The following is a 26793-nucleotide window of genomic DNA, read 5'->3' on the forward strand; positions in this document are numbered from 1 at the left end:
CTGCTTTATTTAGTCAAACTCATTTATCGTCACGCTACTTCCTGCATAATCTCCGTCGGGTAGATCGACTACCAGGTTATTCTTCCCTGAAATACCAATGTGGAGCTTATTCAATGTGCGTGATGGGTCCGAAGCCGATATGCTTTCTATGGCATCTCCCTTGGTTTTTAGCATGATAATACCCGGTGAATCCAGCGTTACCCACAAGTCTTTGCCAATTTCTACTTTCCCGGAGGTGTAGAAAACGATCTGGATAATGCCCAGCCCTTTATGTTTTACGGCCTGTAGTTTTGAGGTATTGGATAAGATCTCTATATTCCGGTCGGTGTTCAACGCGTCAGGTGTTGTGACCGGAACGACTATATACTGGTAGGTGACATCCTTTGTGTCCATTTTGCCGGGATACAACCATAAGTTCTCTCCTTGCGGACGTTTACCATGATCAACCCATAGCTTAAAAACATCTTTTTCAACCAGTTCTTTTGGGGAAGTTACCTGCAGGTTTATGTCAGACCAGCGTCCACTCTCCGTTTTGTTGGTGATGTTTATGTGTGTTGAGCATGGGAATATATAGCCGGTGCCATCATGAAAGACCCAACTTACGTTGTCCAGCTTATGGTCTCCTATGTCTATTTTGCTTTTACCATTTGCTTTGGAAACCAGCACATCTCCATTTAGTAGCGTTTGATTAATAGTAGTGGCTACAGGATATCGGAAATTGTTAGAGGCAATACCTGCCCCCAGACAAACATATTCCTCATCAAAAAAGAACCATGACTTTTTTACTCTTATATGATCATGCGGACTGATAAAATCAAATCCGGCAGCTCCGTATAACCCGTCTGTTACGGCCCCTACAAAACTTGTAAGTCCGTCTTTCTGAATTTCATGCTGTGATGGTAAACCCGGCTTCTGTAAGACTGTTGTGCCGGGTATTTTTTGCCAATCATAAACGGGCCAAATGTTTAAGTACTCATTCCCTTTGACGGCCAGATGATTGGTGCCATCGCCCCTGTGATGATTAAATATACCTTCACCATTATGGGCTAATTCCATATTGCGATTACGAATCGAAAACATTCTTACGGAAGTAAAAAAGTTTGGGCGCTGGAATGTAAGGAGTTCTGATTGCCAGAAGAATTTACAAAATGAAAGTGTGGGTTTTTCGACGCTGCCTTTTCGAAGGTTTATTATTTCCAGGATCTCAGGTTTGCGATAGTCGGTTACCTCAAGGAGCGTTTCCATTGTTACCGGTGAGAATATCAATGTGGTTTCTTTTCGTGTGATATCTCTATTGGCGACACCTTTCTCATCATGTTTGCCATAAACCATCTGTTTACAGATCCCATCCAAATAGTAATCCACCATTAGCTTTATCTTTTCTTCAGAGAATACGTATTTGGTGTTGGCGACATGTGCTGCCCACTTGATACAAGCATCACCATAGGGCACTCCGTAGGGTATGGTATTATTTTCTCTGTGAACACGGTGATGGAAGCTATAATCGGATTGAAGACCTCTATTTCCGGTGGAAAATTTGACTTCACTCTCTATCAGTGTTATAATCCTTTCAAATTTTTCTTCATCTCCGATGAGGACGTAGTACTTGGCTTCAATATCGGCTATCCTTATTTTATCGGCACTTGGACGCGCCCAGGGGTTGTCCTGGTTGGCCCTGCTGATGATGGCTTTTACTTTTTTAAGAACATCCTTATTAATGTCCTTTTCCATAAAAAGAGAAATGGTAACCAGTGTTTTTGGCAGGAAAATAATGTTATGCCACCAGTTATCACTTATGAAATCATTTTCACACCAGAATTTTAATGATTTATTGATGCTGTTTTTCAGCTTTTTGTCTTTGTAAAATTCAGAACCCTTTTTGCAGTAGGATAGGGCCATTGCCATTAAGTTTTCTACATGATAGCTATGCTCAAAACCTGTAAGGGATACATCTTTGTAGTTTATATCCGGCCAACTGCCATCTTCCTTCATAGTGACCATTGCTTTTTTAGTATGCTGATCATTCATATCAGCCTTAAGCAACTCTTTGACGATGTGCTTTTTTATTTTTTGCAAATCGTTTTGACCAAATACCTCGACTGAAATGGCTACGCAAAAAATCAGACTTAATAATCTAACTATCATTTATTCATGTTTTGATGTCTTGCAGTACAAACACAGCTGGTATAATTTTCCATTTTGATCATATCCTTTGAGGGATGTTTTTATCAGAATTTCCTGACACATCATTTTTAATAGGTGTCAATTGTTTTCATTGAAATAAGACTGATATTCTTTATTTAATCTTGTAGCCACATCGATTACATCTCCGGTAGGAGCACTTGGATACGCTTCATGGCTTCTGGTCCATTGATAATCCATGGCCCTCACCTCCAGATCGTATTTTTTGGGATCGAATGTTTTACCTTCGGATAAAGCCGTTCGCATATGTTGGATCAGTAGTTTCCATCGCGGCAGGTAATATCCTTTGAATAAGCCATTCCATTGTTTTCCTGCATAATCCCGCAGGTATCCTTCTTTCCAGGGCTGCCAGATGGTGACAATGGTTCTGGCATTCCACTCGTAGTAAGCCGCTTCCTCTTCATTTTGGGCCCAACCTTTTGCATCTTCCAGCCATTTGCCCAGGAGAAAATTCTCATTGGTGCCTGTAATTTCATCCAGGTCTGTGATCAGTTTTTCCAGGCTTTTTGCTGCTTTCTCAAAACGCTTCGTGTCTTTTTCCTGGTAAGCCACCGTCAGTTCGTTGATAAACCGGTGGGTCAGACTGCTCAGTAGCTCACGATAAACGTTAGTCAGGTCGAACCGATAGGTATCCACTGAGGCCAGTTCATCGGCAGACTGTAAGAGCAGGCTGGCTGCTTTTGCGAGTTCTATCGGTTGAAAGTCCCAGGCAAAAGGGTCTTCTTCGGTGATGGTGAAACTTTTTCTCTGGTGCCTAATGTCTTCTTCGGATTCTTCAAAACGTATGGGCCTTGGTGTAGTGATCAATGGTGACCACATGGTTCGGGTCCTTGAATAGACAGTATTCAAGAGCCCTTTCCAGGCATCTATAACTTTTTCGCTGTCTGTACCATATCTCCGGATAGCATATTTTTCGATCCATTTATCTACATCTACCTGTGATTGATTCCAGGCTTTTTCGAAGATAAAATACTGAACAACAGGGTTGTATCCTAACCCTTCCGGAATGACTCCTATGCCTTTGAGGTTGTTTTTGATCTCGCTGTTATAAGCCGCTGTGAAGTTGGTTTGCATTACCGTAAGGTCACCACTCATATTGACTTTCTGGTCTTCATTGCAGATCACGTTCCATATCCATGGCTGTCCATAGAATGCTTCTGTTTTATCCCATGTGGGATTTTTCTCTCCGTAGAGATCGAGGACAATGACCTTGTCTTTTGGGACGGCTTCTAAAAACGCACGGCCTCTTTCCGGCGTCCAGAAGTCCTTTTTGAAAAAGAAGAACCAGCCTTGTAGCACCCAGGTCGCTTCCGGGTCAGCTTTGGCCATGGACTGGTAGACATTACGACTTACCTGGGCTAAGAATTCCGGGTCAGTAGATGGAGGGTCAACTTCTATGAAGCAATCGGCATCGTAGAGATGGTCAGTGCCGAATAGCTCTGTCTGTTTTTCAATAAAAGCGGTACCAATTTCTTGAAAGAGGGAATCTGTGGGATCAAGGAACCATGTGCCGGGTATGCCTGCCCAGTCTTCTATCTGGAATATATTGGCAGTGGGATATAGTTCTTTTAAAGCCTGAGGCACATGTCCGGTAAAGGCCTGCAAGACTGGCTTCATTCCTAACGAACGCATCCGTTGTAAAACCTTGTTTTGCAATTCTTTCCGCTGATCGATCCAGTTTTGTGGAAGCGGGCCACCCAGTCCGTCAATATTGCCCATCCATCCCCATGGAAGGTGGGCAGGTCCCACAAAAAAATCATCAACCTGTTCTTGAGAAAGCCCCAGATCAGTGAGTACTTCCTGCCAGACGGCCTCCTGACCGATGGTTGCCAGGGGCATATTTACTCCCATCATAGCCATGTAATCGATCATTTGCTCCCATCGATCCCAATCCCACCAGGGCATAGTGTATCCATAGGTACAGTAATTGAACATATATCGATAGTCAAACGGGGTTTCGATCCTTTGTTTTTCGTTTACTTCCGGTAGTTGGGGCGGTAGGTTTAACTGGTTATAGTTGATAGAGACCTGGGCATTACAATAGTTTTTCAAGTACCAGTTAAGCCCGGAGGAGAGTGCTACGCCACTGGTTCCTTCTATACGTATTTTGCCGTCAACACTACTGATTTCGAAGAAGTCTTTTCCATTATTCGCTACAGTTTCCTTGAAAATGAACGAACTATTGTGTTCCGGAAGCATCCTTGCCAGAAGGGCGTAAGCAGCTTGTTCGTAGGGTGTGTTAGGAATCTCTTTTTTTGTATTACAGCTTATTAAAACAAGTAATGCTAAGCAACTGATGATTCTGTATGCGCCCATGATTATCCTTAAAAATTGTTTAGTGATTATTTAGTTACTTTTTATGTACCGTTACCGGAGTATCTTTTATTTTCATTTTTATCTTTTAGTAGGACGGATCACTTCGTATTACCGTGTTCATTTTTTTATGTTTTGCATTTAGCATAAAGTATCACTACGTTTTCAGACGTCGGAGACCTCCGTTGCGTTAGCTGTAGTACTGCTGGTGTGTCATAAACTATTTTTACCACCACCAGCGATAACAAGAATATGGTTTGGTCTGGTCTTATTTCAGACATATGCATTGATCTAACAGGTGCTTTAGCCTTTCGAGTAAATACAGTCGTGATATGAATTCATAACTCGTCGTAATCGGAGTATGGTATTTATTAAATCTATACTGACCGGCTAACTATTATACTATCCATTGATTAGTAAGCTGTTATTACTCAAAGAATAAAGAAGAAGACTCCTGTAAGCCAGGAATCTTCTTTTTGATCTCTGCCTGGTTTTGAAATGCGCTTGCGACCATCTGTTATATTGGTTTTTAGCAAGCTCAATTCATGGCTTAATTATAACCTGGATTTTGCTCCAGTACAGTTTCCGTGTTTGTTTCTATCTCTCTGAATGGGATTGGAAACAGGTTGTTGAATGGTTGTATGGTTGGACCAGCTGTTGGGTTTGCCATAACAGTCCGCTCAAATAATAGGTTTAACCTACTTAGGGTCATTCTACGCTGTTCTTCCCAGTTCAGCTCTCTCAATCTTTCATCTAATATGTAGTCGATGTCTACATCTCCTTCGGCTACGGGGATCGCTCCTGCTCTGTTTCTAAGCATATTGATGTCTGCGGCAGCTAACCCAGTGTTTCCCTGAGCAAGATAAGCTTCAGCTCTGAGCAGATAAGTTTCTGCGACTCTCATTAAGTACCAGTCTGTATGTGTTTTACCTGCCAGGGGTGATAATTCTCCGGTGGTAGCATCTAAGATAGCGTCAGCAGGGTGATCATTCTTGGTAGTGATCTTAGTTACATTTGGAAAGAAATCCCGCAAGGTGTCTTGTGCACTCAGACCATCAAACCATGATTGAGGTAAATCACTTATATTTTGACCGAAATAAGCAGATCCCGGATTATCTACCATCCAATCTCTTTGAATATTCCTTTCGTGATTTCTCACATCTACATCGAAATTTCCATTGCCCCAAATGGTATGGGTAAAATATGGAGTAGGTCGTATAAAGCCAACAGGCCTGCCTCCTGCTTGAGTAGTAGGTCCTAAAAATATATCTTCCCCGTCAGGATCTTTTAGCACAAAGTAAAGCGGTCCGTAATTTCTCTCATAGGACAGGCCGGCCGTGAAGTTTTCAACAGTAGAACCACCAGGAACATTTGTTTCTGTTTGTATGACATAAATTCCTTCGGTATTTCCACTGGCTCTGTTTTGATTGTTTCGCTGGAACAGGTCCCAGTAAGGATCTCCATCGTCTGTTGCCCTGTTTCCAAAACGCGTAGTCATCAGGCTTATATTGGGGTCGTCAATAACAGCCGAAGCAGCAGCAATGGATTTGTCCAAATCACCGGAAGTAATATAGAGTTCTGCCAATGTATGTAGTGCAGCAGCATTAACTAAACGCCCCTCGTCTTGCGAAGGAATTTCACTTACGTTGGGTAAATTTTCTGCGGCAAACTCCAGGTCTGAGATGGCTTGTGCTACAGTGGCTTCTTTCGTATCTCGCACAAAATCTCTTTTGGGGCTGCTAATTTCATCTAATACAATGGGAACCCCGCCATACAAGTTTACCAAACAGCGATAAGCATATCCTCGAAAAAAACTTGCTTCAGCTTTGTGTCTCGTCCTTTCATCTTCTGAGTCGTAGTCTATACCATCTAATCTGCCTAGTATAACATTAGTGTTAAAGATAATGCTGTACATAGCATTCCAGTAATTAGCTACAAAAAAAGAAGTTGGATTAAGGTCAATCGTATAATCCTCCAGAAGAGGGATTGCCGTACCCCTGGATGACATAGCGAGGTCAGTAGCAGAATGTAAATGGCCGGTAGTAAAGTACTTGCCATCATAAAAATTTCTTATGTTATCATAATTCAGAAATAAAGCAGCTTCTATATCTTCAGGCGTTGTGAACGAGTTTTCCGGACTTAAGAAATCAAGCGGTGTCTCGTCCAATATGTCCTCATCGCAAGCACCTGCAAGAAACAGTATGCCCACCATAATTATATATCTGTATACTTTCATAATGTGTAAAAGTTAAAAAGTCATGTTTAAACCGAAAGAATAGCTTCTCAAAACGGGAAAACTACCAGTTGAGAAACCAGCGCCTGTTTCAGGGTCCAGACCTTCCCAGTCGGTCCAGGTCACAAGGTTTTTGGCACTGAAAAACAACCTCATGTTATCAATCCCATATTTTTGTAACAGGCTTTCAGAAAAGTTGTATGAAAGATTTACATCCTGTAGTCGTACAAAATTCCTTTGTTGGTAAATATGTGGTTGTGGATTATTAACATTTCTCACACCGGCATATTTGGCGTTAGGGTTTGACGGAGTCCAGAAGTCAAATTCTTTAACGGTATTAAAGTTATTTATAACACCGGGTCCCCAGGCAGCTTCTGATCTTACAGGAGTGTTGGCGGCTGTATAACCATCTTTACCACCTTGGATAGAGTTTATAAAGAAGCTGAGTGTGAATCTTTTGTAAGACACTTCATTATAGATGCTGAATCTATATGCTGGTTCTGCCATGCCCTGGAACGTTCGATCATCTAATGGAGTTATTGCATCATCGTCATTAAGGTCTCTGAGTCTGTATTGTCCTACGGCGAAACCGGTTGGGATTTCATCATCAATTTGATAAATACCATCAACGACGTAATTATAGACTGCTCCAATAGACTTTCCGATGAAGAGGTTATCCGTAATCAGATCATCTTCATTGCCATCTCCATCATTATCTGCGCCATTAATACTTACTATTTCATTAGTATTTCTGGAATAAACGAAGGTACTTTTCCAAATGAAATCACCTTTTTCAATATTCACGGAAGAAAGTGTAATTTCTATGCCATTATTGTCAATTGCCCCAATGTTGGAATTGATATTTGCAAAACCAGTGACTCTGGGTATTTGAATTCCAAATAAGACATCTTCGGTTTGGCTGTTATAGTAGTCAATGGCACCGGTCAATCTGTTCCCAAATATTCCGAAATCCAATCCGAGGTTTAACCCGGTGGTGGTTTCCCAACCTATATCGTCATTAGCTAATGATGCAATTCGTTGACCTAATACTCCTGATCCTCCATTGCCAAATAAATAGGAGAAACCCGTGTTTACTCTCGCCAGGGTAGCGTATCTCCCCACCGTCCGATTTCCGCTAACACCATAGGAGGCTCTAAGTTTAACATTATCTATTTTAGGCGATAAATTGGCAAAAAAGTCTTCATTGCTTAAAACCCATGCAAAAGCTGCGGATGGGAAAACTCCGAATTTTTTATTTGTGCCAAACCCTGAAAAACCATCTCGTCTTACGCTGAAAGTAGTTACGTATTTGTCTTTGAACTTGTAGTTTAATCTACCTAACTGGTACAACGCATTTTCTTCAAAGGCAGCAGAACGCACATCACGTTGATCAGCATCTCCACTTTCCAGGCTATTATAACCCAGGGCCTGATTCAGGAATATCCCGGCGCGGGCGTCCGACTCATCTCCAATCCTGTTTTCTCTACCATATACCAGGGTCACATCAAAGTTATGATCTTCATTAAATGTCTTCTTATAGGTTATGATATTGTCAATCGTTCTATCTCGGAAAACTTCATTGTACTTCCGTGCTGAGCCTCGAAACGTATTTTCGAACTTATTGAAGTTGTAGAACCGGCGGGTTCTATAGTTAGTATTGAAATTGAGACGATAGGATAACCCCTCGATAAAAGGTACTTTGACCTCACCATAAAAAGTACCCAATAGATTTAATCGCTCATCCAAATTGTCAACTTCCAGTGCTGCCAACGGGTTGATGTCATTGCCGAATGGAAATGGGATCAGGTTACCATCTTCGTCATAAGGTGATACTAAGGGTGAATACACTATGGCATTTCTTAAATTAGCTGCTTGCCCGGAATAATCACTGGAAGATACCTGGCTTTGCATTCCTAAAGCAAACCAGTCTGTTATATCAGTTTCAAAATTCACCCGAAGGTTTACCCTGTCATACGTATCATTTTTTATAAAGCCTTCTTGTTTCGTATATCCGGTGGAGATGTAATAGGAAGTAGCTTCAGTACTGCCGGCCATACTCATATCGGCATTGTATATAGAACCTGTTTGTGTTACAAGGTCTAACCAATCTGTGTCCGTTCCATTGTTGAAACCTTCTACAACTTCCGGAATAGTGTATGCCGTAGATGGATCGTAATTGGGATCTCGCTCTGTAAAGTCAGGTCCTATAAAAGAATTCGGATAATCAAACTGGATGGTTTTTTCGATATATTCTTCCCGGTTTAAAGGCGTTAACATATTTGCCGGTGTTTGGAAAGAATAATAGGTTGAAAAATTAAAAACAGGTTTGGATGCTTTTTTTCCCGTTTTACTGGAGATCAATATAACCCCGTTTGCAGCTTGTGATCCATAAATAGCTTTGGCACTGACATCTTTCAATACATCAATGGATTCGATATCATTGGGATTTAGATCAGTTAAATTACCACGGTAGATTATTCCGTCAAGCACGATCAGAGGATTAGTAGCACCGCCGAAAGTATTCCTACCCCTGATCGTAATAGAAGGTGCCGCACCTGCTGCAGTAACCTGTCCCACATTTAAACCTGCCACTGTTCCCTGCAGTGATTGAATAATACTCACATTAGGTTGATCTTTAAAGGCGTCAATGTTTGCAGAAGCAACTGCTCCCGTTACATCGGCCCTGGTTTGAGTACCATAACCAACTACCACTATTTCAGAAAGCAAAGCGATGTCTGTTTCCATGGCCACGTCAATGACACTTTGGCCATTAATGGCTATTTCTTTAATGGCGTACCCTACGAAAGAAAAAACCAATGTCGCCTTACTATCTACCGATAAATTATAGTTCCCATCTATATCGGTAACCGTACCGTTAGTGGTGCCTTTCTCCAATACACTTACTCCAGGTAGTCCCTCGTTGTTCTCATCTGTGACTGTTCCGGAGATAGTTACTTTCTCAATTACTTCTACGATCTCAACTTTGTCAGCAGATCTTTTTCTTTGTATCTTCTTAACATTGATGTTATTATTGACTTGCTTAAATCGCAGGCCGCACTTCCTGGACACTTCAATTAATACATCTGAAACCTTGATACTTTGATTGGAAATTGAAATTCTATTATTCAATTCCGATTTCAACTCCGATTGATCTAAAGAAAATGTAAAGTTGGTTTTTGATTCTATCTCTTTGAAAAGACGGCTAACGGTAGAGTTTTGAACGTTTAGGTCTATTTCAACCTTTTTGACACTAATCGCTTTTTGACCAATAGCATTTCCGGCGATCGCCAGATTTAAGAATAATAATTGGATCAAAAATGCATACAAAGCATACTTTGAACCCATCATAATAATTCGTATAAATCTTAATTTCATACTTTTACATATAATTAGTTAAACATGTTTTAGCTATTCCCAGGTATTGCATTCCCCAATGACCTGCCTGGGAGAATTTTAAACCGGCAACCTTGTTGTCGGTTTTTTTCCTTTAAGTACTATTGTTATACATTGTCGATTATTAAAATTTGATTTTTACAGTATCTTTATGTATTTGATATTCAAAGTTTTTAGTGTAGCTAAGGCTTTTTAGTACATTGTCCAGACTCTGGTTGTCGAACTCCGAACTATAGTCCCAGACGCCTTTTTTTCTTTCGTTTTGGATCTTAAAACTTACTCCATACCATCGTTCGAGCTTTGAGATCACCTCCGTGAATGAAGCGCGTTCAAAAAGGATTACACCATTTTTCCATGCCATTGTAGCATTTATATCGGCTTTGCCTTTAATGGATTTTTTATCCCGCTTGTTGTAAAGTAAAAATTCACCGGGATCGAGAAATGCAGCTTCTTGCGCTTTACTTTGAGCAGTGGGACGTTCTACTTTCACTTTACCTTCAACCAATACGACTTTAGCCGCATTATCTTCTTCAAAGGCTTTAACATTGAAAGCTGTGCCAAGAGCGGTGACTGACATTTCTCCTGACTCTACTATGAAAGGCCTTTCCCCGTCCTTAACAACATTGAAATAAGCCTCACCCTTTAATTTCACGATTCTCTTATCGCCTGAAAAGTTGGCAACATATTCAATTGAACTAGCCGAATTCAACCAAACCATGGAGCCATCAGGGAGGAATATCTGAGATTTTCTCCCTGCCGGATTCTCTTTATAAATTAATGATTTAACCACTACCGGGCTCCCGGTATTAGTGAGGTTATATGACTCGATCAAAAAATAAATACTAACGATCAGTACCAGGGAGGCGGCTATTTTGAAAAGTAGTTTTCCGGGAGCTTTATGTTTCCTGAAGTTTGAAGGTGTGTTTTTACTTCCTGAGTTCCTCAGTACAGAGTTCAATACTTTGTCTTTAACCTCATCTGTGGCTTTAAATTCCTTGAATTCAATATTTTGAACTAATTCCTTGGCTATCAGGAAAGTCTCCTTTTGCTTAGGATGATTCTTAAGCCAAATCTGCCAAAATTCATTAGACTCGGGGGTTGGCTCAATAACCCATGATTTGAATTCCGGGTTAAGGATGAAGTCTTCTATGTTATCGAAATGCTCTTTCATTATCACCTTCTCATTTTCAAGTTCTATGTATAAGAGAGGGAAGTTTTGAAAAAGAAATCACGAAAGATGAAAAATATTTGCACTTTTTTCTAAAAGGGCAAAATATAGGTCTGATGATTAACTAAGAGGTGTATTGAAGCCGTTCAGTTAAAAATGAACGCGGGTATTACTACAAGTAAATGTTTTTTCAATTCGGAAATAGCGCGGTACATAAGGTTGCGCGTGGCTTGAATATGTGTGAAATCCATCAGTTTTTGTATCTCGGCATAACTCATGTTTTCATAGTAAAAATAATAAATGGCCTCCCTTTGTCGAGGTGTTAGTTTTTTTATAGACTCGGCAAGTTTTTGTCTTTGCTCTATATGCATCTGACTCTCTATGAGCCTTTGTTCTATAGAAAAAGTTACTTCGAATGCGGCGTACTCAGGCTGAGGCGAATAAGGTAAATCCTTTCTGCGTTTTTCTAAAAGCTTTATCAGTTTCCTTTTAAGTGATTTAAATAGATAGAACCGGATTGACGTTTTTATTGTGATCTTTTTGCGTTTTTGGCGCAATTCCACGAAGAGGTCCTGAATAGCGTCTTCTACCAACTCCTGTATACATGTAAACTGACATCCATATTGATACAATGCCTGAAAATGTTCATTGTATATGTAAATAAAGCTGGCCTCGTCACCTGATCGGAACCTGTTCCACACGTCCGCATCGGGCAAAGTGGCCATGGGGTTTTGGGGCGAATGTAAAAGAACTTCGTCCTCCGGCTTCGAAGAAGTATGCAGTCCGTTATTTAATAGTTTTGAATTACCCATGTTAATATAGAGCAATTAAATAAACTAATAAAGATCAGATTACCAATTTAATAATTCCCCTTTATCGTTTTTGATGTCCTTTCTTTAAAACTGATCCAAAAAAATCTCTATTAAATACTAGTTGGTGGTATAGTGAGTTGATTTCCAGAATTTTAAATGAAGAATTGCCGGTAGACGGAAATCCTCAGATATGTGAGCGTTGGATAGAGGGAACCATTTGGTAATACAGAATTTTTTCCTTATCTCAATAAGCAGCTTAATAAGTTAAAGGCTTTGATTAGTCTGTAACTCATACTTCCTTGAATTGCTTAGCCCTACAAAAAACCAATGATATGAAAATAGTGACAAGTCAAAACATACTAAAACTACCTTTGTTTTGGGGGTGCGATGTCACATATTTGCCCATAAATAACCAAGTAACAAACATATTAGAAATTGGAAAAGGCGGGAGTACAAAATATTATCTTTGATCTGGGAGGTGTGATCATCGGCCTGGACATCTCGCGCACATTGCTGCGACTGGCAGAACTCCTGGACATGCACTTTGATGAAATGTCACGGATATTTTATCAGGATGTTCGATTCAAAGAATATGAAACAGGCAATTTGACTGATCAGCAGTTTCGGAATTTTATTAGAACATTAAGTAGTGTCACCATAACGGACGCAGCTATTGACGAAGCTTGGAATGCTATGATATTGGACATTCCAAGGGAGCAGATGAATTTGCTCAAAATGCTAAGGTCTGATTATTCCGTTTATTTGCTAAGTAACACGAATGCTATTCATCTTGACTACGTAAAAACCAAGCTCCCCGTAGATGAGGCGGACTTGTTTGATGAATTTTTTAACAAAACATATTACTCTCATTTAATAGGAATGAGAAAACCTGATAATGAGATTTATGAGTATGTTTTGAAAGATCGAAATATGCTGGGCACGGAGACTTTGTTCTTTGATGACAATGCGGACAACATTTTGGGCGCCCAGGCCGTTGGTATTCATACTTTTCATGTCAAGGATCTGGCAGACGTTATAACTTATTTTCATGGATAAAGACCTTAAGAGGTATCTTGTACATATCGGATTGTTTCTGGTTACTTTTTTGTCAACCACATTTTCAGGTAGCTTTTTTATAAAAGGTAAAATGTGGGGATACACCGAGTATTCCTGGGAAGATTTTCTAACAGGAATGCAGTACTCTGTACCTTTTTTACTCATCCTGACGGTCCATGAATTCGGTCATTATTTTACAGCCAGGTATCATAAGATAAAAACCACACTTCCGTATTATATTCCATTACCTCCATTCCCAATGCTTATTGGTACTATGGGGGCTGTTATCCGGATCAAGCAGTTTATTAAATCTAAAAAGATCCATTTTGATATTGGTTTGGCAGGCCCCCTGGCTGGTTTTACAGTGGCGATAGGATTACTTTTTTACGGATATGCGACCTTACCTCCTGCTGAATACATCTATGAGATCCACCCGGAGTACAAAGCGTATGGAGAGAATTATGCAGAACATTTCTACAACAATGATACCTTAATGAATGTGTCGGTAGGTAAGAACCTGACTATCCTTTTCTTTGAAAATATGGTTGCTGACCCGGAAAGAGTACCACATCCCAATGAGTTTTTACATTATCCCTATTTGTTTGCCGGATTTTTAGCCTTGTTTTTTACCGCGTTGAATTTACTTCCCATAGGTCAGCTCGATGGAGGACATGTATTGTACGGTTTGGTAGGCGCCAAGTGGCATTCCAGGATCGCTGTCACTTTTTTCTTTGGATTACTTTTTTACGCAGGTTTAGGATATGTTACGCCCTTTCAGCCCTATGAGGAGTTGTTGTGGAGCGTGCCATTGTATATCGCATTTTTGTTTTTTGCCTTAAAAGGGCTTAAAAAGGATAATCAAACTACTTTCATGTATGCACTGATCATTTTTGCGGTACAGTTTGTCGTTACTATGTTCAACCCTGGCATCGAAGGTTTCCAGGGTTGGTTGCTGTTTGGATTATTGATAGGTCGTTTTTTGGGTGTGTACCATCCAAAGTCACCCGAAGAAGAACCGCTGGATACTAAGCGCGTGATATTGGGGTGGCTAACGCTGATCATTTTTATTATTTCATTCAGTCCGGCCCCTCTGATTGTAAATTAAAGTAAGCCTCTATCCCGCCTTCCAGTGATTTCACCTTTGTAAAACCATTTTTCAGCAAAAATTTAGCAGCCTGATGGCTTCTTTTACCACTTTTGCAATGGCATATGATCTCTGCATGTTTTAGTTGAGCCAGTTCGTTGATACGATCCGGAATAGAGCACAATGGGACATTTTTAGCTCCTTCAATATTAAACTCTTCGTATTCCCAGGTTTCCCTAACATCCAATATATATGGTTTTTCTTGATGGGCAACGCGCTGTTTGAGTTCTGCAGGTTTGATGATTTCCATTAATTTTTGATAATCTTAATAGACCTGTACTCACTCTCCACCCATATTTGCATGAAATAAATGCCATCAGGAGCATTTAGCAAATCGATTTCAGTAGTTTGGTCCACCAGGGTTTTTTCAAAATTAATCTCTCGTGCGTGAATATCAAATATTCGAATGGTTTCTATTCGGGTATTCATATATACCTTACCATCAGTAGGATTAGGGTAGTACTTAATGGTTGTTTTTGTGAATGGATCATCCACCGAAGTGATCTCACTTGTATCGGGTACTCCAAATACAGGTCGTATCATCAGACTGCCGGTTTCAAGATCTGTTTCAGATTCCCAGAAACCTTTTGTATTTTCAAAGATCCTATCTATTGTGTTGGTATTCCTATCTAATCCAATCCGCAGATCAGTGTCAACATTTTGTAAATAACCTACGTAAAACCTACCGCTTAACAACGCTGAATTCCGAAAGGGATAACGTTGGTATTGGTTTATCTTAGTTCCTGTAATGATGAACACCCGTTCTTGTAATATCCGGTTGCCGGGCTCTCCATTGTTATCTGCCCAGACAATGATGTCGATGGATCTGCCGGCAGGATCTGTATTGATGAAGGGGAAATAAAGGTCCAATGCAGTTATAGAATCCTGAACACCATTTGGAAGATCAAATTGATAGGCCACCAGGCTTGCAGACTGTTTGAAGCCGGCACCGAATTCTGCAGTGCCGTCATCGTAAGCGTAGTAGTCAGAAAGCGTGTACCTTGTACGAACCGTATCATTGCTCCTGAAATTAATGGGTCGGTATACCTCAGGTTGATATTCAGGAATGGGCTCGGCTGGAGACTCAGGTATTGATATTGAATCCATATCGTCAGAGTTGAGAATAAAGCGAAAATCAACATAGATAGAATCGGCGTCCACAAGGAAATCATTGTTTGCAAAAGGAACATTAACGTCAATTTCTTTGAATTGGTTGGGTATACTCGGACTTTCAGTTGGTTCGGGTACATCTAAGAAGGAACTATTTGTGATGGTATCTTCTGCCACAAAGTTTATTACGTCTGTTTCTGTCTCGTAAGAGATTACCTGCTGCTGACCAATCCCTATCCTGTCCAGGTTGAACATACTCAGTGTTGGATTAGATAAACTGGAGGGTTCAAAATGTTCTTTTGGGATGGCCGTATAGGTATTAAATATTGAGGTAAGCCCTGAGGAGATTGTTCTGTCCGGATAAAATATGTCGTTTGGGGTCCTGTTTTTATTCATATAGACATAGTCTATATTCCAGTTATCCCAAAGTCCTGATTGTCTGCCAAAACTTCTGATCCTAAATTGGAAATTACCCTTAAAGAAGTCAGGGTCATCTAGTCGTAAAATCTCCTGGATGAATGCTCCTGACCGGTTTATCGTCGAGCTACTGGATGGCCATACCTGCACCCAAGTAGTATCGACAGATTGTCTGTAGAACTCAACGACCAGGGAATCTCCCTGCCCTTCTTCCGAAACTTCACCAAGGCCGGCAAATTGATAGAAGAAACTGAGATATACGTTATCATCCACGGTAAGTGCTGAGAGGTCAATAGGGCAGGAGGTCAGAACATCCGTAGGGCCTTCAGCGCTGGGATTGGAGCTATATCCTTTTCCATTAACATCTAATCCGTCAAAAGATGCGACATTAATACTGGGAGGATTTAGTCCAATGTCAGGATTGATTCGTACGTTTTGACTATCCTGCCATAATGTGTCACTGGGTACGTCCCTGGAAAAGGAGAAATCATCCCAAAAAGGAAGTTGTACAGGTGCAGTACTTTGCGTTCGTGCGGATTTAGATGTTCTTTGAGGGGTAGTTTGCTTTACAACAGGACTGACCTTTAACTGGGCCATCAAAAGGCCAGGTAGTAAAATACATCCTATTATCAAAACAGTTCTCATTGATCTAAACTTCCATCGGTTTCTTCACTCTGGAATAACAACTGGTATAATGAATCCGTTTCCGGTACGATCCATAAATCTACCAGGTCACCCAACTGTACATTTTGGCCTTCACCCGGATGTTGCTTTATTACAAAAGACTTTTGCTCTGTAGTGTCATTTTCTACTGTGATAATGCCTGTAGCCAGTCTCACACCTTTGATGTAAAACAGCGCTTCTTCCAATTCCAGCCCAACAAGTTTAGGTGCTTTAAAATTACGGGCTGCGTGGCCGTCACCAGCGATAAGATCTATTACAGACCCTTTTGGGATCATATCGCCTTCTTTCAAAGATTTACCGTTCCATTTCATATCCAGTACCAAATCAAAAAATGGACTCGGCTTGTAAAGAATCTTACCAGGTTTGAGTTCTGTGCTTTTTAATACCGCCTCGGCCCCTTTTAATGAAGAAGAACCAATAAGTTGGTGCGGAAAAGGAACGTTTGGTGGAGTCACCCTATTGACCGAAATAAATATTTTTCTATTCTCTTTGACCTTCGATCCTGGCTTTGGGTATTGTTTCAGGATGGTCAGCGGAGGGTGTTCGTCTGAGTAGGTGCTGTCGTTGATCTCATAACGTAAATTCCGTTTGGTGATGAAATCATCAATATCCTTCATATTGAGCCCATGAAGGTCAGGAACAGTGATGCTTTCCCCTTTGTTAGTAACCAGCGGAAGGTAGCTGTAAAAAAACAATAACGTGGCGACTGCCATTACAATAATGACAATGATAATATGTATACCAAAATTTTTGAGCGAACCAGTGTTGAGTTTCATTATGATACTATGGCTGTAAACGTCAAACTTAATTAAATCTTGTGTACCTTGAAAAATGTTATTTTTTTAAAGGTTATGAATAGTCTTTTTCAATGTGTTTTGAGGCTATGTACTTGTCCTGTGCCATTGTTATAAGTTGAGTGATGAGCTCAGGGAATGATATGCCTCGCTCTTCCCACATCATAGGGAACATACTGGAATTGGTAAATCCGGGTATCGTATTTATTTCGTTCACCAGCACCTCATTGTCTTTAGTCAGAAAAAGGTCGACCCTGGCAAAATCATCACAGTGAAGCGCTTGATAGGCCTGAATAGACAGTTTTTGTATTTTCTGGACGAGGTTATCTTCTAAAACGGCGGGAACCTGCAGTGTTACTGCATTAGGATCAAGGTACTTCGCTTCGTAAGTATAAAACTCATAGTCCTTGCTTATTATTATTTCGGCCGGTAGTGAAGCATGAGGAGATGTGTTACCCATTACAGAGCATTCTAATTCACGTCCTTCGATATATTCTTCAAAGAGGACCGAACGGTCAAATTGAAAACACAATTCCATCGCCTCATCAAAATCGTTTTTTGATTTTACTTTTACCACACCTACGGAAGACCCCAGGTTTGCTGCTTTTGCCATAAAAGGCAACCCTATGTCTTCCGCGATAGTATCAAAACTGAACGTATCTCTATCTTCAAAATTGCACGAAATGTAGCGACTCACCGGAATATTAGCAGCCTGAAATAACTGTTTACTGGTCAATTTGTTCATAGCAAGCGATGAACCAAGTACACCTGTACCTACAAAGGGCATATCCATGGCCTGTAGCAACCCCTGGATGCTTCCGTCTTCACCGTCGGTACCATGGAGAACAGGGAAAAAGATGTCAACAGTAACCCGTTCATCGCCATTTTGTAAAAAGAAATTACCGGGATCCAGTACCAATGAAAGAGGTTTACAGCCAGTGAAATCACTATCTACTTCTTTTTTTAGATGCCACTCACCTGTTTTTGAAATACCAATAAGAACGGGTTCAAATTGTGTTTTATCGATCTGTTGGAAAACATTTTTAGCGGAGTTGATAGATATCTGATGTTCTACTGAACGACCCCCGTAAAGTATAGCTACTTTTTGTTTATCTGCCATTAGCATCTTTTTAGTAGCTTTCAAAGATAGTGTAATTACTTATTGCACGAAACAAAATTAATTGCCTTTCATTACACGCTGTACATTAGAGAAGGATTGTCCTACTATTTTTACCAGGTAAATGCCTTGTTTTTGCCCGCTTAGATCAAACGTGTAGGTTTGATTAAGTGTATTTGGGAAAGAGTTTTCGGAAAGTATATGCCCCAAAGCATCATAAATACCAATCGTTACAACTTCCTTGTTGGGTAAGTCAAAGAGCAGGTTGAACTGGCCATTGACGGTGGGATTAGGAAAAAGGTTATTTTGAGTATTAATGAAAAAGGGAGTGATAAATATCTGGATATTATCCACGTATATAGAGTCACCATTGTCGTTTGTAGATACAAAGGCAGTTCTTACATTTTCCCTGCCAAGATAATCGCTTAGTGAAAGAGTTACGTTTTGATATTGTGGTCCGGTGGCCCCGGCCCCTTCGGTAACAGTATTTAGATCATCTCCGAACCGATTAAAAGAAGTCAATTCATAGGTTTCCCCACCATCCGCAGATATAAACACTGAAAGACCATCATTTTTGCCGGCATCATTTGAGTAAGCGTAGTCAAAATTCAGGTCAGCCTGGGGTACATCGGATAAGTCCAGTGCAGGGCTGACCAACCAGTCCTTTTCCCCGATAGCCACATAACTCCCAAGGTCAATAAAAGCTTGCCCATTATCCACTACCCAACCTATATCATTATCAGGGTTAGCCAATGTAAATGAATTTTCTGAGGTCGATTCAAAAGCTTCCCTTAAGGGTAGTACGTCAGCATTGTTTGTCACCTCGAAAAATTGTACAATACTATTATTATTGAGCGTGAAGTCTTCTTCTCCGTTAGGAAGGCCCACTTTGGTGTATAAACGATGTGAACCTACGGAAAGTGTGGGTAACATCCGCTCTACGATGAAACGTTCGCCGATAGCCAAGGCTAAACTAATCGTTTCTTTTATGGTATCTTGTTGGTCTAAAACGTATTCAAAATTGAAATTCTCCAGGACTAAACTACCGGAATTACTGATTTCAAGATTTAAAAGAGGAGAGGTATTAGCGGAGGCTATGGAAGGTGAATGAATAGTTTCCAGATCAATACCAGGTATGGAATCGAGCAACAATTGCAGATTATCAATGTATAAATTATTCCCAAAACCATTTTTGGCTATCATGGAGAGACGTATGTTATTAAGGCCGGCGTAGCTTCTCAGGTCAATGACCTCCGTCCTCCAGTCATCAGCACCTGTGGGGATAAAAAAACCGCTGGCTACATCCACAGTTGCAAGTTCTGGAGCCATTTTATAATAAACTGTATCCGCTTCAAACAAAGGGTCCTCACAATCCTGCGATATAGTTACCAATAGCCCTTCACCTATAACACCCGGAAACATGTCATAGGCCACATCGAAACTAAAAATACTTGCGCCATCCGTAAAATCAAGTACAGGAGAGGTGAAAAAGTCGTAATCTCCTTCGTTTTCATACCTACTGAACTGTACAAATAATGCCTGGTTAAAGATCTCACCATTAGGTGCAGACCTTGTTTGCCAGGTAAGCAGATCATCCGGATTGCGTATGTCCCAGTTGGAGGGAACCCCGGTACTAAAGTCGATGGTAAAACCACCTGATAATGCCTCAGGAACTTCTACCTGAATACTTCGAGCATTATTATCCGTGTTATTATCCACACTTCCATTAACATTGAGAATTTCAAACTCAAATAAATAAGTACTATTAATGGGGAGTGAAATAGGTTGAAAAGTTACATTTTGTATATCAAGAGGTGACAAACTAAAATTTGCCATGACAATTTCCTGCGAAATTCCATTTACCGACAGCTCAATTTGTGCGCTGGATAGGGTATTGTTTCCATAGTTGCGAACGTCCAAAACAGGTGTGATCTGTCCGTCACAATTTACCATACCTGGTGAGATAATACTGCGGATGCCGAGATCATTGCTTACTATTACAGGTTCGATCGCACCTTTTGAACTCACAAGACTTAACCTTCGTGGGCTATTATCCAATACAGTTACCATACGCGTTTTTTGATCTTGCGTGAACAGGTTCATACAGAGATCATCGGTAAATGCCATATAGTTTTGGAACATATCGTCACTGTCACAGGTACTGGTTGCCGGGAATGAGCAATTGCCAAGTCCATTGTGATCCTCACTTGATTGTGGAGTGTCCTCACAAAAATCATCCACTCCACAACCTCCATCTCCCCAAATATGCCTTAACCCCAGGTAATGCCCTATTTCATGCGTAGTGGTTCGTCCTAAATTATACTGGCTGCGCAAATCAGGGGAAGGAAATTTATCCACTGATCCAAAAGACCGGTAGTCTACCACAATACCATCCGTCAGCTCACTGTTACTGGCTGTTGCCAGCCCTCCAATGTTGGAGATGGGAAACTGTGCATAGCCCAGAAAATCATCTCCCAGTGCGGTCACCCAAATATTAAGATAATCCGCGCTGGGCCATTGGCTCAATAATTTCAGGTCATAATTATCAATCAGCAGCCATTCGAACCGGTTACCGTTGACCCTGTTGATACCACTGGTGGCGAGACCCTCAGGGTCTCTCTTTGCCAGGACAAACTCTACCTCTATATCGGCTGCTACGGGTTGAAATACAGCAGGCGTATTGCTTGCGTCCTCGTTCAATCTTCGGAAATCTTCATTGATCACCTCAATTTGTGAGGCGATTTGTTCATCTGCAATATTTCTTCCCAGGCCTAATGGCTCACCGTTGTGAATGATATGTACTACCACAGGAATGGTGATCACGGCACTGGTACGTAATGATTTAGGGACTCTTTTACGTTGTTCTATACGTTCCTTTATCCAATCTTCAAATTGGGATTCATCTTCGCGTACAATATTTCTCTGCTGCAGTAATTCCTGGTATTTTACGGTCCCACATCGTTGCTGGGCATGTACTAACGAGGAAGTCAGGGTTAAGAAAAAGCCTGTTAGGAACAGGCGTAATACTTTTACGGATATATTGATTGATGATTCCAGGCCGGGATATTTTAACAGTTAACGGGAAGTTTTACAACATATTGTCGGGAAGCTTGGCATAAGGGTCATCCGGATGAGTGATATTTACGGCCTCTACTGCTTTAACCTCCGGAACGGCCTTTCTTATAGCTTCTTCCACTCCGGCCTTCAGTGTCATAGTGGACATAGGGCAGGAACCACAAGCGCCCAATAACTCGAGTTTGACCGTCATGTCTTCGGATATGTCGATGATCTTTACATTACCTCCATCCGTTTCCAGGTAAGGCCGGATACTATCCAGTGCCTTATCTATCCTATCATGTATTTCTTCCCTAAACTGCGCGTCCATAAGTACTAAGTTAAACTTTTATTTCCACAGGTTTGGTCTTTTCCACGGTAGCGTTGCGAATTGCTACCTGACGGGCCACAGATTCTGCAAGTGATACAAAGGCGGTGGCGGTAGGGCCTTCTTTCATTGCTTCGGGCATTCCGTTGTCTCCGCTCTCACGTATACTCTGTACCAGAGGGACTTGTCCCAGGAATGGAACATCAAACTTTTCTGACAAATTAAGACCGCCATCTTTACCAAAGATATAATATTTATTTTCAGGAAGTTCTTCCGGAGTAAAATAGGCCATGTTTTCAATTACACCGAGCACCGGTACATTGATCTGAGGTTGTTTAAACATAGACAACCCCTTTCTGGCATCCGCCAGGGCCACTTTCTGAGGTGTGGTTACAATCACAGCGCCGGTGACCGGGACAGTTTGAACCAGTGTGAGATGAATGTCGCTTGTGCCGGGAGGCAGGTCGATCAGCAAATAATCCAGCTCTCCCCATTCAGTGTCTCCTATGAATTGTTTCAAAGCGGAACTGGCCATAGGACCTCTCCAAACCACGGCATTGTCAGCCGGTGCAAGGAAGCCAATAGAGATCAGTTTTATACCGTACTGTTCTAAGGGTAAGATCTTGTTTTTGCCGTCCACACTTTTTACGCCGGGTTGCTCGTGCTCACAATTAAACATCGTAGGCATAGATGGCCCAAAGATATCAGCGTCAATAACCCCTACTTTAGCACCCTCATTAGCTAATGCTACAGCCAGGTTGGCCGTTACCGTAGACTTGCCGACACCTCCTTTTCCGGAGGCTATAGCGATAATGTTTTTCACACCAGGTAAAAGAGGAGCACTGTCCCTGATGGTGGTAACATTTGAAGTCATAACAATATCCACCTTGAGGTCCGGACTAAGGTGTTTATGAATAGCTGCCAGGCAGTCTTTTTTGATTACCTCTTTTAGAGGGCAGGCAGGTGTAGTCAATACAACGGTAAACTTTATTGCATCACTAAATACCTCTACATCCTTGATCATATTCAAACTCACCAGGTCTTTTTTGAGGTCCGGGTCATCTACTGTGCTCAGGGCCTTTAATACATCACTCTCTTTGTAAGCCATTTAATTTGCTTTGGTCGATCCTTAAATATGCTGCAATTTAGCTCAATCGTTTGTTTTAAGGAACAACTACTGATACAAATAAGTTGTCATTATTTTTCTTTAAATAGCTTGGTCAGTTAAATGACAGGCTAAGTGTGGTTATTATTAACAGTGCATATTCTTTTTACTTAGCTTTTTAAAAAACAGCTATCTTTACTCAAAAAAATTCGAGGTGATTTCGCAGCATACAATCCAGCTTGTAAAAGATAGGATGGACATTGAAGAAGTAGTGTCCGATTATGTGAGCCTGAAACGCAAAGGCCAGAACCTTTGGGCCTGCTGTCCATTTCATGATGAGAAAACACCTTCTTTCTCCGTCGCCCCGCACAAGGGGATATACAAATGTTTTGGTTGTGGTAAAGCCGGTGATAGCATTTCATTCATTGAAGAGCATGATGGACTTAACTACCTGGAAGCGATACGTCATTTAGCAGGGAAGTACGGTATTGAAATAGAGGAAACAGAGCAGTCTGATGAGCAGATAGAAGCCCAGAATGAAAAGGACAGTCTTTTGATCGTGCTTGGATTTGCAAAAGATCATTATAGAAACCTTTTGACCCAAAGTGTAGAAGGCAAATCCATAGGAGGGAGTTATTTCCGTGAGCGTGGCTTCACAGAGCAAATCATAGAAAAATTTGAATTAGGATACAGCCTTGATCAGTGGGACGGATTTACCAAAGAGGCACTGAGTAAGGCCTATAGTGAAGACCTGCTGGAAAAGGCCGGTTTACTGGTAAAAAAAGAAAACGGCAGACAGTATGACCGGTTCAGAGGTAGGGTGATCTTCCCCATTCATAATGTCTCAGGTAAAGTAGTTGCGTTCGGTGCCCGAACGTTAAAAAAGGAAGACAAACCCAAATACCTGAACTCGCCTGAAAGCGATGTTTACCATAAGAGCAAAGTGCTTTATGGCTTATTTCAAGCAAAACAAGCCATACGTCAGCATGATAACTGTTACCTCGTAGAAGGCTATACGGATGTCATTTCACTTCACCAGTCAGACATAGAAAATGTTGTAGCTTCTTCAGGTACTTCGCTTACTACGGATCAGATCAAGCTGATCAGTCGATTCTCTAACAACATCACCGTACTGTTTGATGGAGATGCAGCCGGGCTCAGGGCCTCACTGAGAGGTATTGACATGATCCTGGAAGCAGGTATGAATGTTAGGGTAGTAGTATTTCCGGAGGGAGAAGATCCTGACAGTTATTCCAGGAAACTGGGAACCACTGCTTTTAATACTTACCTAAACGCGGAATCTCAGGATTTTATTTCTTTTAAAGTTACCCTGTTTGCGAAAGAAGCAGCCAATGATCCTGTGAAAAAGGCCGATGCTATCAAGGAAGTGATCCAAAGTATCGGTGTAATTCCTGACCCGATCAAAAGGGCGGTGTATCTCAAAGACTCTTCCAAGCTACTGGATATGGATGAGTCTCTTTTGGTAGCGGAACTGAATAAACTGCTGATCCAGAAAAGAAGAACGAACCAAAAGAAAGAGGATCGATTAGCGCATGAAACCCCATCTTCGGAGGTAATTCCTGAGCTCAAGGAAAAAAGTTTTGATCCTGACGATTCCATTGTGGCCCAGGAACGGGAGAGCATACGGTTATTACTTAATTATGGCAATGAAGACCTGGAAGAGGATTATAAACTTAAAGACTATTTGATTGAAGAGTTGCGTGAGATTGAATTTATCACACCGATTTTTAAAACAATTTTTGAGATCTTCCAGGAGCAACATGCCAGTGGAAATATGATCGACAGTCAGTATTTTATACGAAATGCTTCTAATGAAATAAAAAAAGAGGTGATAGACCTCACAGCTGTACGAAGAGAAGTGAGTCCGATCTGGACCGATAAGCATCAAATACAAATACCACATGAGCAGGATTTCCTGGATCATACGGTTTATCAAAATATTACCCGACTGAAGAGAAATATTGTTCAAAAACTGATCGAAGAGAACAAAGAAAACCTTAGAGATGTCACTGATCCTTTAGAAATGGATCGTTTGTTTGAAATACAAAAGAAGTTGAAGGCCAGTGAGATGGAACTTTCTAAGGTGCTAGGTACAGTGATTCCCAAGTAATTCAGCATGATTTTGTACGATTGATATTCTTTTTAAAGGGTAGATAGGTTTAGCTGGTTACATTTAATGTAACTTATGTGTCATAAAGGAGGATAGTCAGTAAAAAAGATCGTTGATTATTTTACGACTCATCTGTCAAGCAAATACAGCGCTGGAGGTTTGGTACAAAGAAAATCTCAGTTGATCGGTAAGAATTTGAATGATGCAAAACCAGGTTTTTTTTAAGTGCTTATTATGTGGATAGCATAAGAGTTGTATTTCACATCAGGATAAATGATCATTGCTTGATAGCCCGGAGGATTGTGGCGGATTGGTTTACCTTTATCATTTGAGATGACGCGAGATATTATAGAAATAAATGACTTTATCGTTTTAATTGAACAATCCACTGAAGAAGAAACGATCGTTGATAAGTGTGGTTTCGATGATCAGGTCATTGTATTTTCTTTCTATGGGTCAGGAAATGTAGCGCTGAATATTCACTATGGTGATAATACAAGGGCTTTTAACAATACAAAAGGTATTGCTATTTCTTTTTTTGCCAATGATAAAGTAGAATTTGTTCATAACATATCCAACCAACAGCCATTGCAATGCATTTGTATCGTAACACGTGTCAAAAATCTGGAGGCATTACCTAACGAGGAGGGCAAAATATTCTCTGAATACCTGCATCAGTTGGTGAACCCCCAGGATGATTATGTGGAAGGTCCTAACTTTTATATGACCCATGATATGCAAAGTGCTGTGGATAAGATCTTCAACACATCCTATACCGGGAAAACCAGGATCATGTTTCTGAGAAGTCAGATAACGGAACTACTGTCGCATTTTTTTGCATTACTTTCTGACACAGAAGTGGATGGAGTAAAAGAGCGAGACCGGGAAAAAATCTATCAAGCCAAAGAAATACTTACAAACAACATAGAAACACCACCCTCTTTAAACGAGCTTTCAAAACTCATTGGCCTTAACAGCTACAAATTAAAAAAGAATTTCAAAGCGCTTTTTGGCATCCCGGTCTTCAAGTACCTCCAAAATGAGCGCTTAAATAAGGCACATGACTTATTAAGAGATGGTGATACCAGTATCCAGGAAGCTGCATGGAAAGTTGGATATGAAAGTGTGAGCTCTTTTTCAAATGCCTTCATCAAAAAATTCGGCTTTCGACCAAGTGAGATAAGGAAGTAATCCTTTTAGAACAGATCTCCATCCTTTTCGGACAAATGATTGTATGCCTATAGCTTCAGCTTTGTAGGGTCAATTATTCAAAAACGAAAAGGACTATGAAAACAACAAGGGCTATTTTATCAGGGACCCTGGTATGGCTATTAGGCGTTGGTATTTTTACTTTGTCAGACTTTGTAGTGGTATTGCCGGATGCCACATTACAGCAAAATGGTGCGTTATCCATTTTTCTCATCCCGTTCGCTATTTTGGGTTCTGCCATTTATTATAAAAAGGGACATACTACACATGGGCTTATTGTAGGGGCTATCATGGTGATTACCGCTCTGGTGTTGGATGCCATGCTCACCATACCTTTTGTTATTATCCCTAATGGTGGAAGCTATTCATCATTTTTCAGCAGCACGTTCACATGGATTATTGCCCTGGAGTATATGATGATAGTATTCTTTTACTGGGTAATTAAAGTGAAACCTTTCTATTCCAGATCGGCAAAATGAAGTCATTCATTTCCGCAAATGCACAATAACTTAAATACAAAAGC

At 40.8% G+C, this 26793-nt stretch carries 18 protein-coding genes; 5 read left to right on the top strand and 13 right to left on the bottom strand.

Annotation, left to right across the window (positions count from 1 at the left end):
• Positions 1 to 9 precede the first annotated feature (9 nt).
• The 6 genes from FNH22_RS02605 to FNH22_RS02630 all read right to left on the bottom strand — a co-directional run bounded on the left by FNH22_RS02605 (position 10) and on the right by FNH22_RS02630 (position 12121).
• Positions 10 to 2145 carry a polysaccharide lyase family 8 super-sandwich domain-containing protein gene (locus FNH22_RS02605; protein ID WP_143396766.1) on the bottom strand — a complete coding sequence of 712 codons (2136 nt, stop codon included), beginning with the start codon at positions 2143 to 2145 and terminating at the stop codon, positions 10 to 12.
• A 117-nt stretch (positions 2146 to 2262) separates the two neighbouring features.
• The gene (locus FNH22_RS02610) at positions 2263 to 4518 is read right to left on the bottom strand and encodes an alpha-N-acetylglucosaminidase (RefSeq protein WP_143396767.1); all 2256 of its coding nucleotides are present in this window, start codon (positions 4516 to 4518) and stop codon (positions 2263 to 2265) included.
• 547 nt (positions 4519 to 5065) lie between these two features.
• Positions 5066 to 6751, bottom strand: coding sequence for a RagB/SusD family nutrient uptake outer membrane protein (locus tag FNH22_RS02615; RefSeq protein WP_143396768.1), 1686 nt, complete (start codon positions 6749 to 6751; stop codon positions 5066 to 5068).
• Between the two features lie 12 nt (positions 6752 to 6763).
• Positions 6764 to 10123 (bottom strand): TonB-dependent receptor, encoded by a 3360-nt coding sequence (locus FNH22_RS02620; RefSeq protein ID WP_143396769.1) that lies wholly within the window; start codon positions 10121 to 10123, stop codon positions 6764 to 6766.
• A gap of 142 nt (positions 10124 to 10265) precedes the next feature.
• Positions 10266 to 11312, bottom strand: a complete 1047-nt coding sequence (locus FNH22_RS02625) for a FecR family protein (protein WP_143396770.1) — start codon at positions 11310 to 11312, stop codon at positions 10266 to 10268.
• Positions 11313 to 11455: 143 nt separating this feature from the next.
• Complete coding sequence (locus FNH22_RS02630; RefSeq protein ID WP_143396771.1) at positions 11456 to 12121, bottom strand: RNA polymerase sigma factor; 666 nt, start codon at positions 12119 to 12121, stop codon at positions 11456 to 11458.
• Between the two features lie 435 nt (positions 12122 to 12556).
• Here FNH22_RS02630 and FNH22_RS02635 point away from each other — a divergent pair, with 435 nt between their 5' ends.
• Together FNH22_RS02635 and FNH22_RS02640 are read left to right on the top strand one after the other, a co-directional pair.
• The gene (locus tag FNH22_RS02635; RefSeq protein ID WP_143396772.1) at positions 12557 to 13177 is read left to right on the top strand and encodes an HAD family phosphatase; all 621 of its coding nucleotides are present in this window, start codon (positions 12557 to 12559) and stop codon (positions 13175 to 13177) included.
• The gene (locus tag FNH22_RS02640) at positions 13170 to 14282 is read left to right on the top strand and encodes a site-2 protease family protein (RefSeq protein WP_143396773.1); all 1113 of its coding nucleotides are present in this window, start codon (positions 13170 to 13172) and stop codon (positions 14280 to 14282) included. Before FNH22_RS02635 ends, FNH22_RS02640 begins: the two co-directional genes overlap by 8 nt.
• On the opposite strand, the gene FNH22_RS02645 is transcribed toward FNH22_RS02640, so the two are convergent.
• From FNH22_RS02645 to FNH22_RS02675, 7 genes are all read right to left on the bottom strand, one after another.
• Positions 14254 to 14571: a rhodanese-like domain-containing protein gene (locus FNH22_RS02645; RefSeq protein WP_143396774.1), complete on the bottom strand. Its 318-nt coding sequence runs from the start codon at positions 14569 to 14571 to the stop codon at positions 14254 to 14256. The two genes, FNH22_RS02640 and FNH22_RS02645, sit on opposite strands and share 29 nt — an antisense overlap.
• Positions 14571 to 16493, bottom strand: a complete 1923-nt coding sequence (locus FNH22_RS02650; RefSeq protein WP_143396775.1) for a T9SS type A sorting domain-containing protein — start codon at positions 16491 to 16493, stop codon at positions 14571 to 14573. The genes FNH22_RS02645 and FNH22_RS02650 overlap by 1 nt, the downstream gene beginning before the upstream one ends.
• A complete protein-coding gene (locus tag FNH22_RS02655) occupies positions 16490 to 17308 on the bottom strand; it encodes a PASTA domain-containing protein (protein WP_143396776.1) in 819 nt (272 codons plus the stop codon). The genes FNH22_RS02650 and FNH22_RS02655 overlap by 4 nt, the downstream gene beginning before the upstream one ends.
• A 73-nt stretch (positions 17309 to 17381) precedes the next feature.
• Complete coding sequence (locus FNH22_RS02660) at positions 17382 to 18446, bottom strand: D-alanine--D-alanine ligase family protein (protein WP_185154052.1); 1065 nt, start codon at positions 18444 to 18446, stop codon at positions 17382 to 17384.
• A 57-nt stretch (positions 18447 to 18503) separates the two neighbouring features.
• A complete protein-coding gene (locus FNH22_RS02665) occupies positions 18504 to 21266 on the bottom strand; it encodes a T9SS-dependent choice-of-anchor J family protein (protein WP_143396778.1) in 2763 nt (920 codons plus the stop codon).
• Between the two features lie 265 nt (positions 21267 to 21531).
• Entirely contained in the window at positions 21532 to 21828 is a 297-nt protein-coding gene (locus FNH22_RS02670) for a NifU family protein (RefSeq protein WP_143396779.1), read from the bottom strand.
• Positions 21829 to 21838: 10 nt separating this feature from the next.
• On the bottom strand, positions 21839 to 22933 hold the full coding sequence (locus tag FNH22_RS02675) for an Mrp/NBP35 family ATP-binding protein (protein WP_143396780.1): 1095 nt from the start codon (positions 22931 to 22933) through the stop codon (positions 21839 to 21841).
• Between the two features lie 211 nt (positions 22934 to 23144).
• On the opposite strand from FNH22_RS02675, the gene dnaG reads away from it, so the two are divergent.
• The 3 genes from dnaG to FNH22_RS02690 all read left to right on the top strand — a co-directional run bounded on the left by dnaG (position 23145) and on the right by FNH22_RS02690 (position 26749).
• Complete coding sequence (dnaG, locus tag FNH22_RS02680; RefSeq protein ID WP_143396781.1) at positions 23145 to 25061, top strand: DNA primase; 1917 nt, start codon at positions 23145 to 23147, stop codon at positions 25059 to 25061.
• A gap of 333 nt (positions 25062 to 25394) precedes the next feature.
• A complete protein-coding gene (locus tag FNH22_RS02685; protein WP_143396782.1) occupies positions 25395 to 26252 on the top strand; it encodes an AraC family transcriptional regulator in 858 nt (285 codons plus the stop codon).
• 95 nt (positions 26253 to 26347) lie between these two features.
• A complete protein-coding gene (locus tag FNH22_RS02690) occupies positions 26348 to 26749 on the top strand; it encodes a DUF5367 family protein (protein ID WP_143396783.1) in 402 nt (133 codons plus the stop codon).
• Positions 26750 to 26793 lie beyond the last annotated feature (44 nt).

The sequence above is a fragment of the Fulvivirga sp. M361 genome (genome assembly GCF_007097395.1).
Taxonomy (GTDB): domain Bacteria; phylum Bacteroidota; class Bacteroidia; order Cytophagales; family Cyclobacteriaceae; genus Fulvivirga.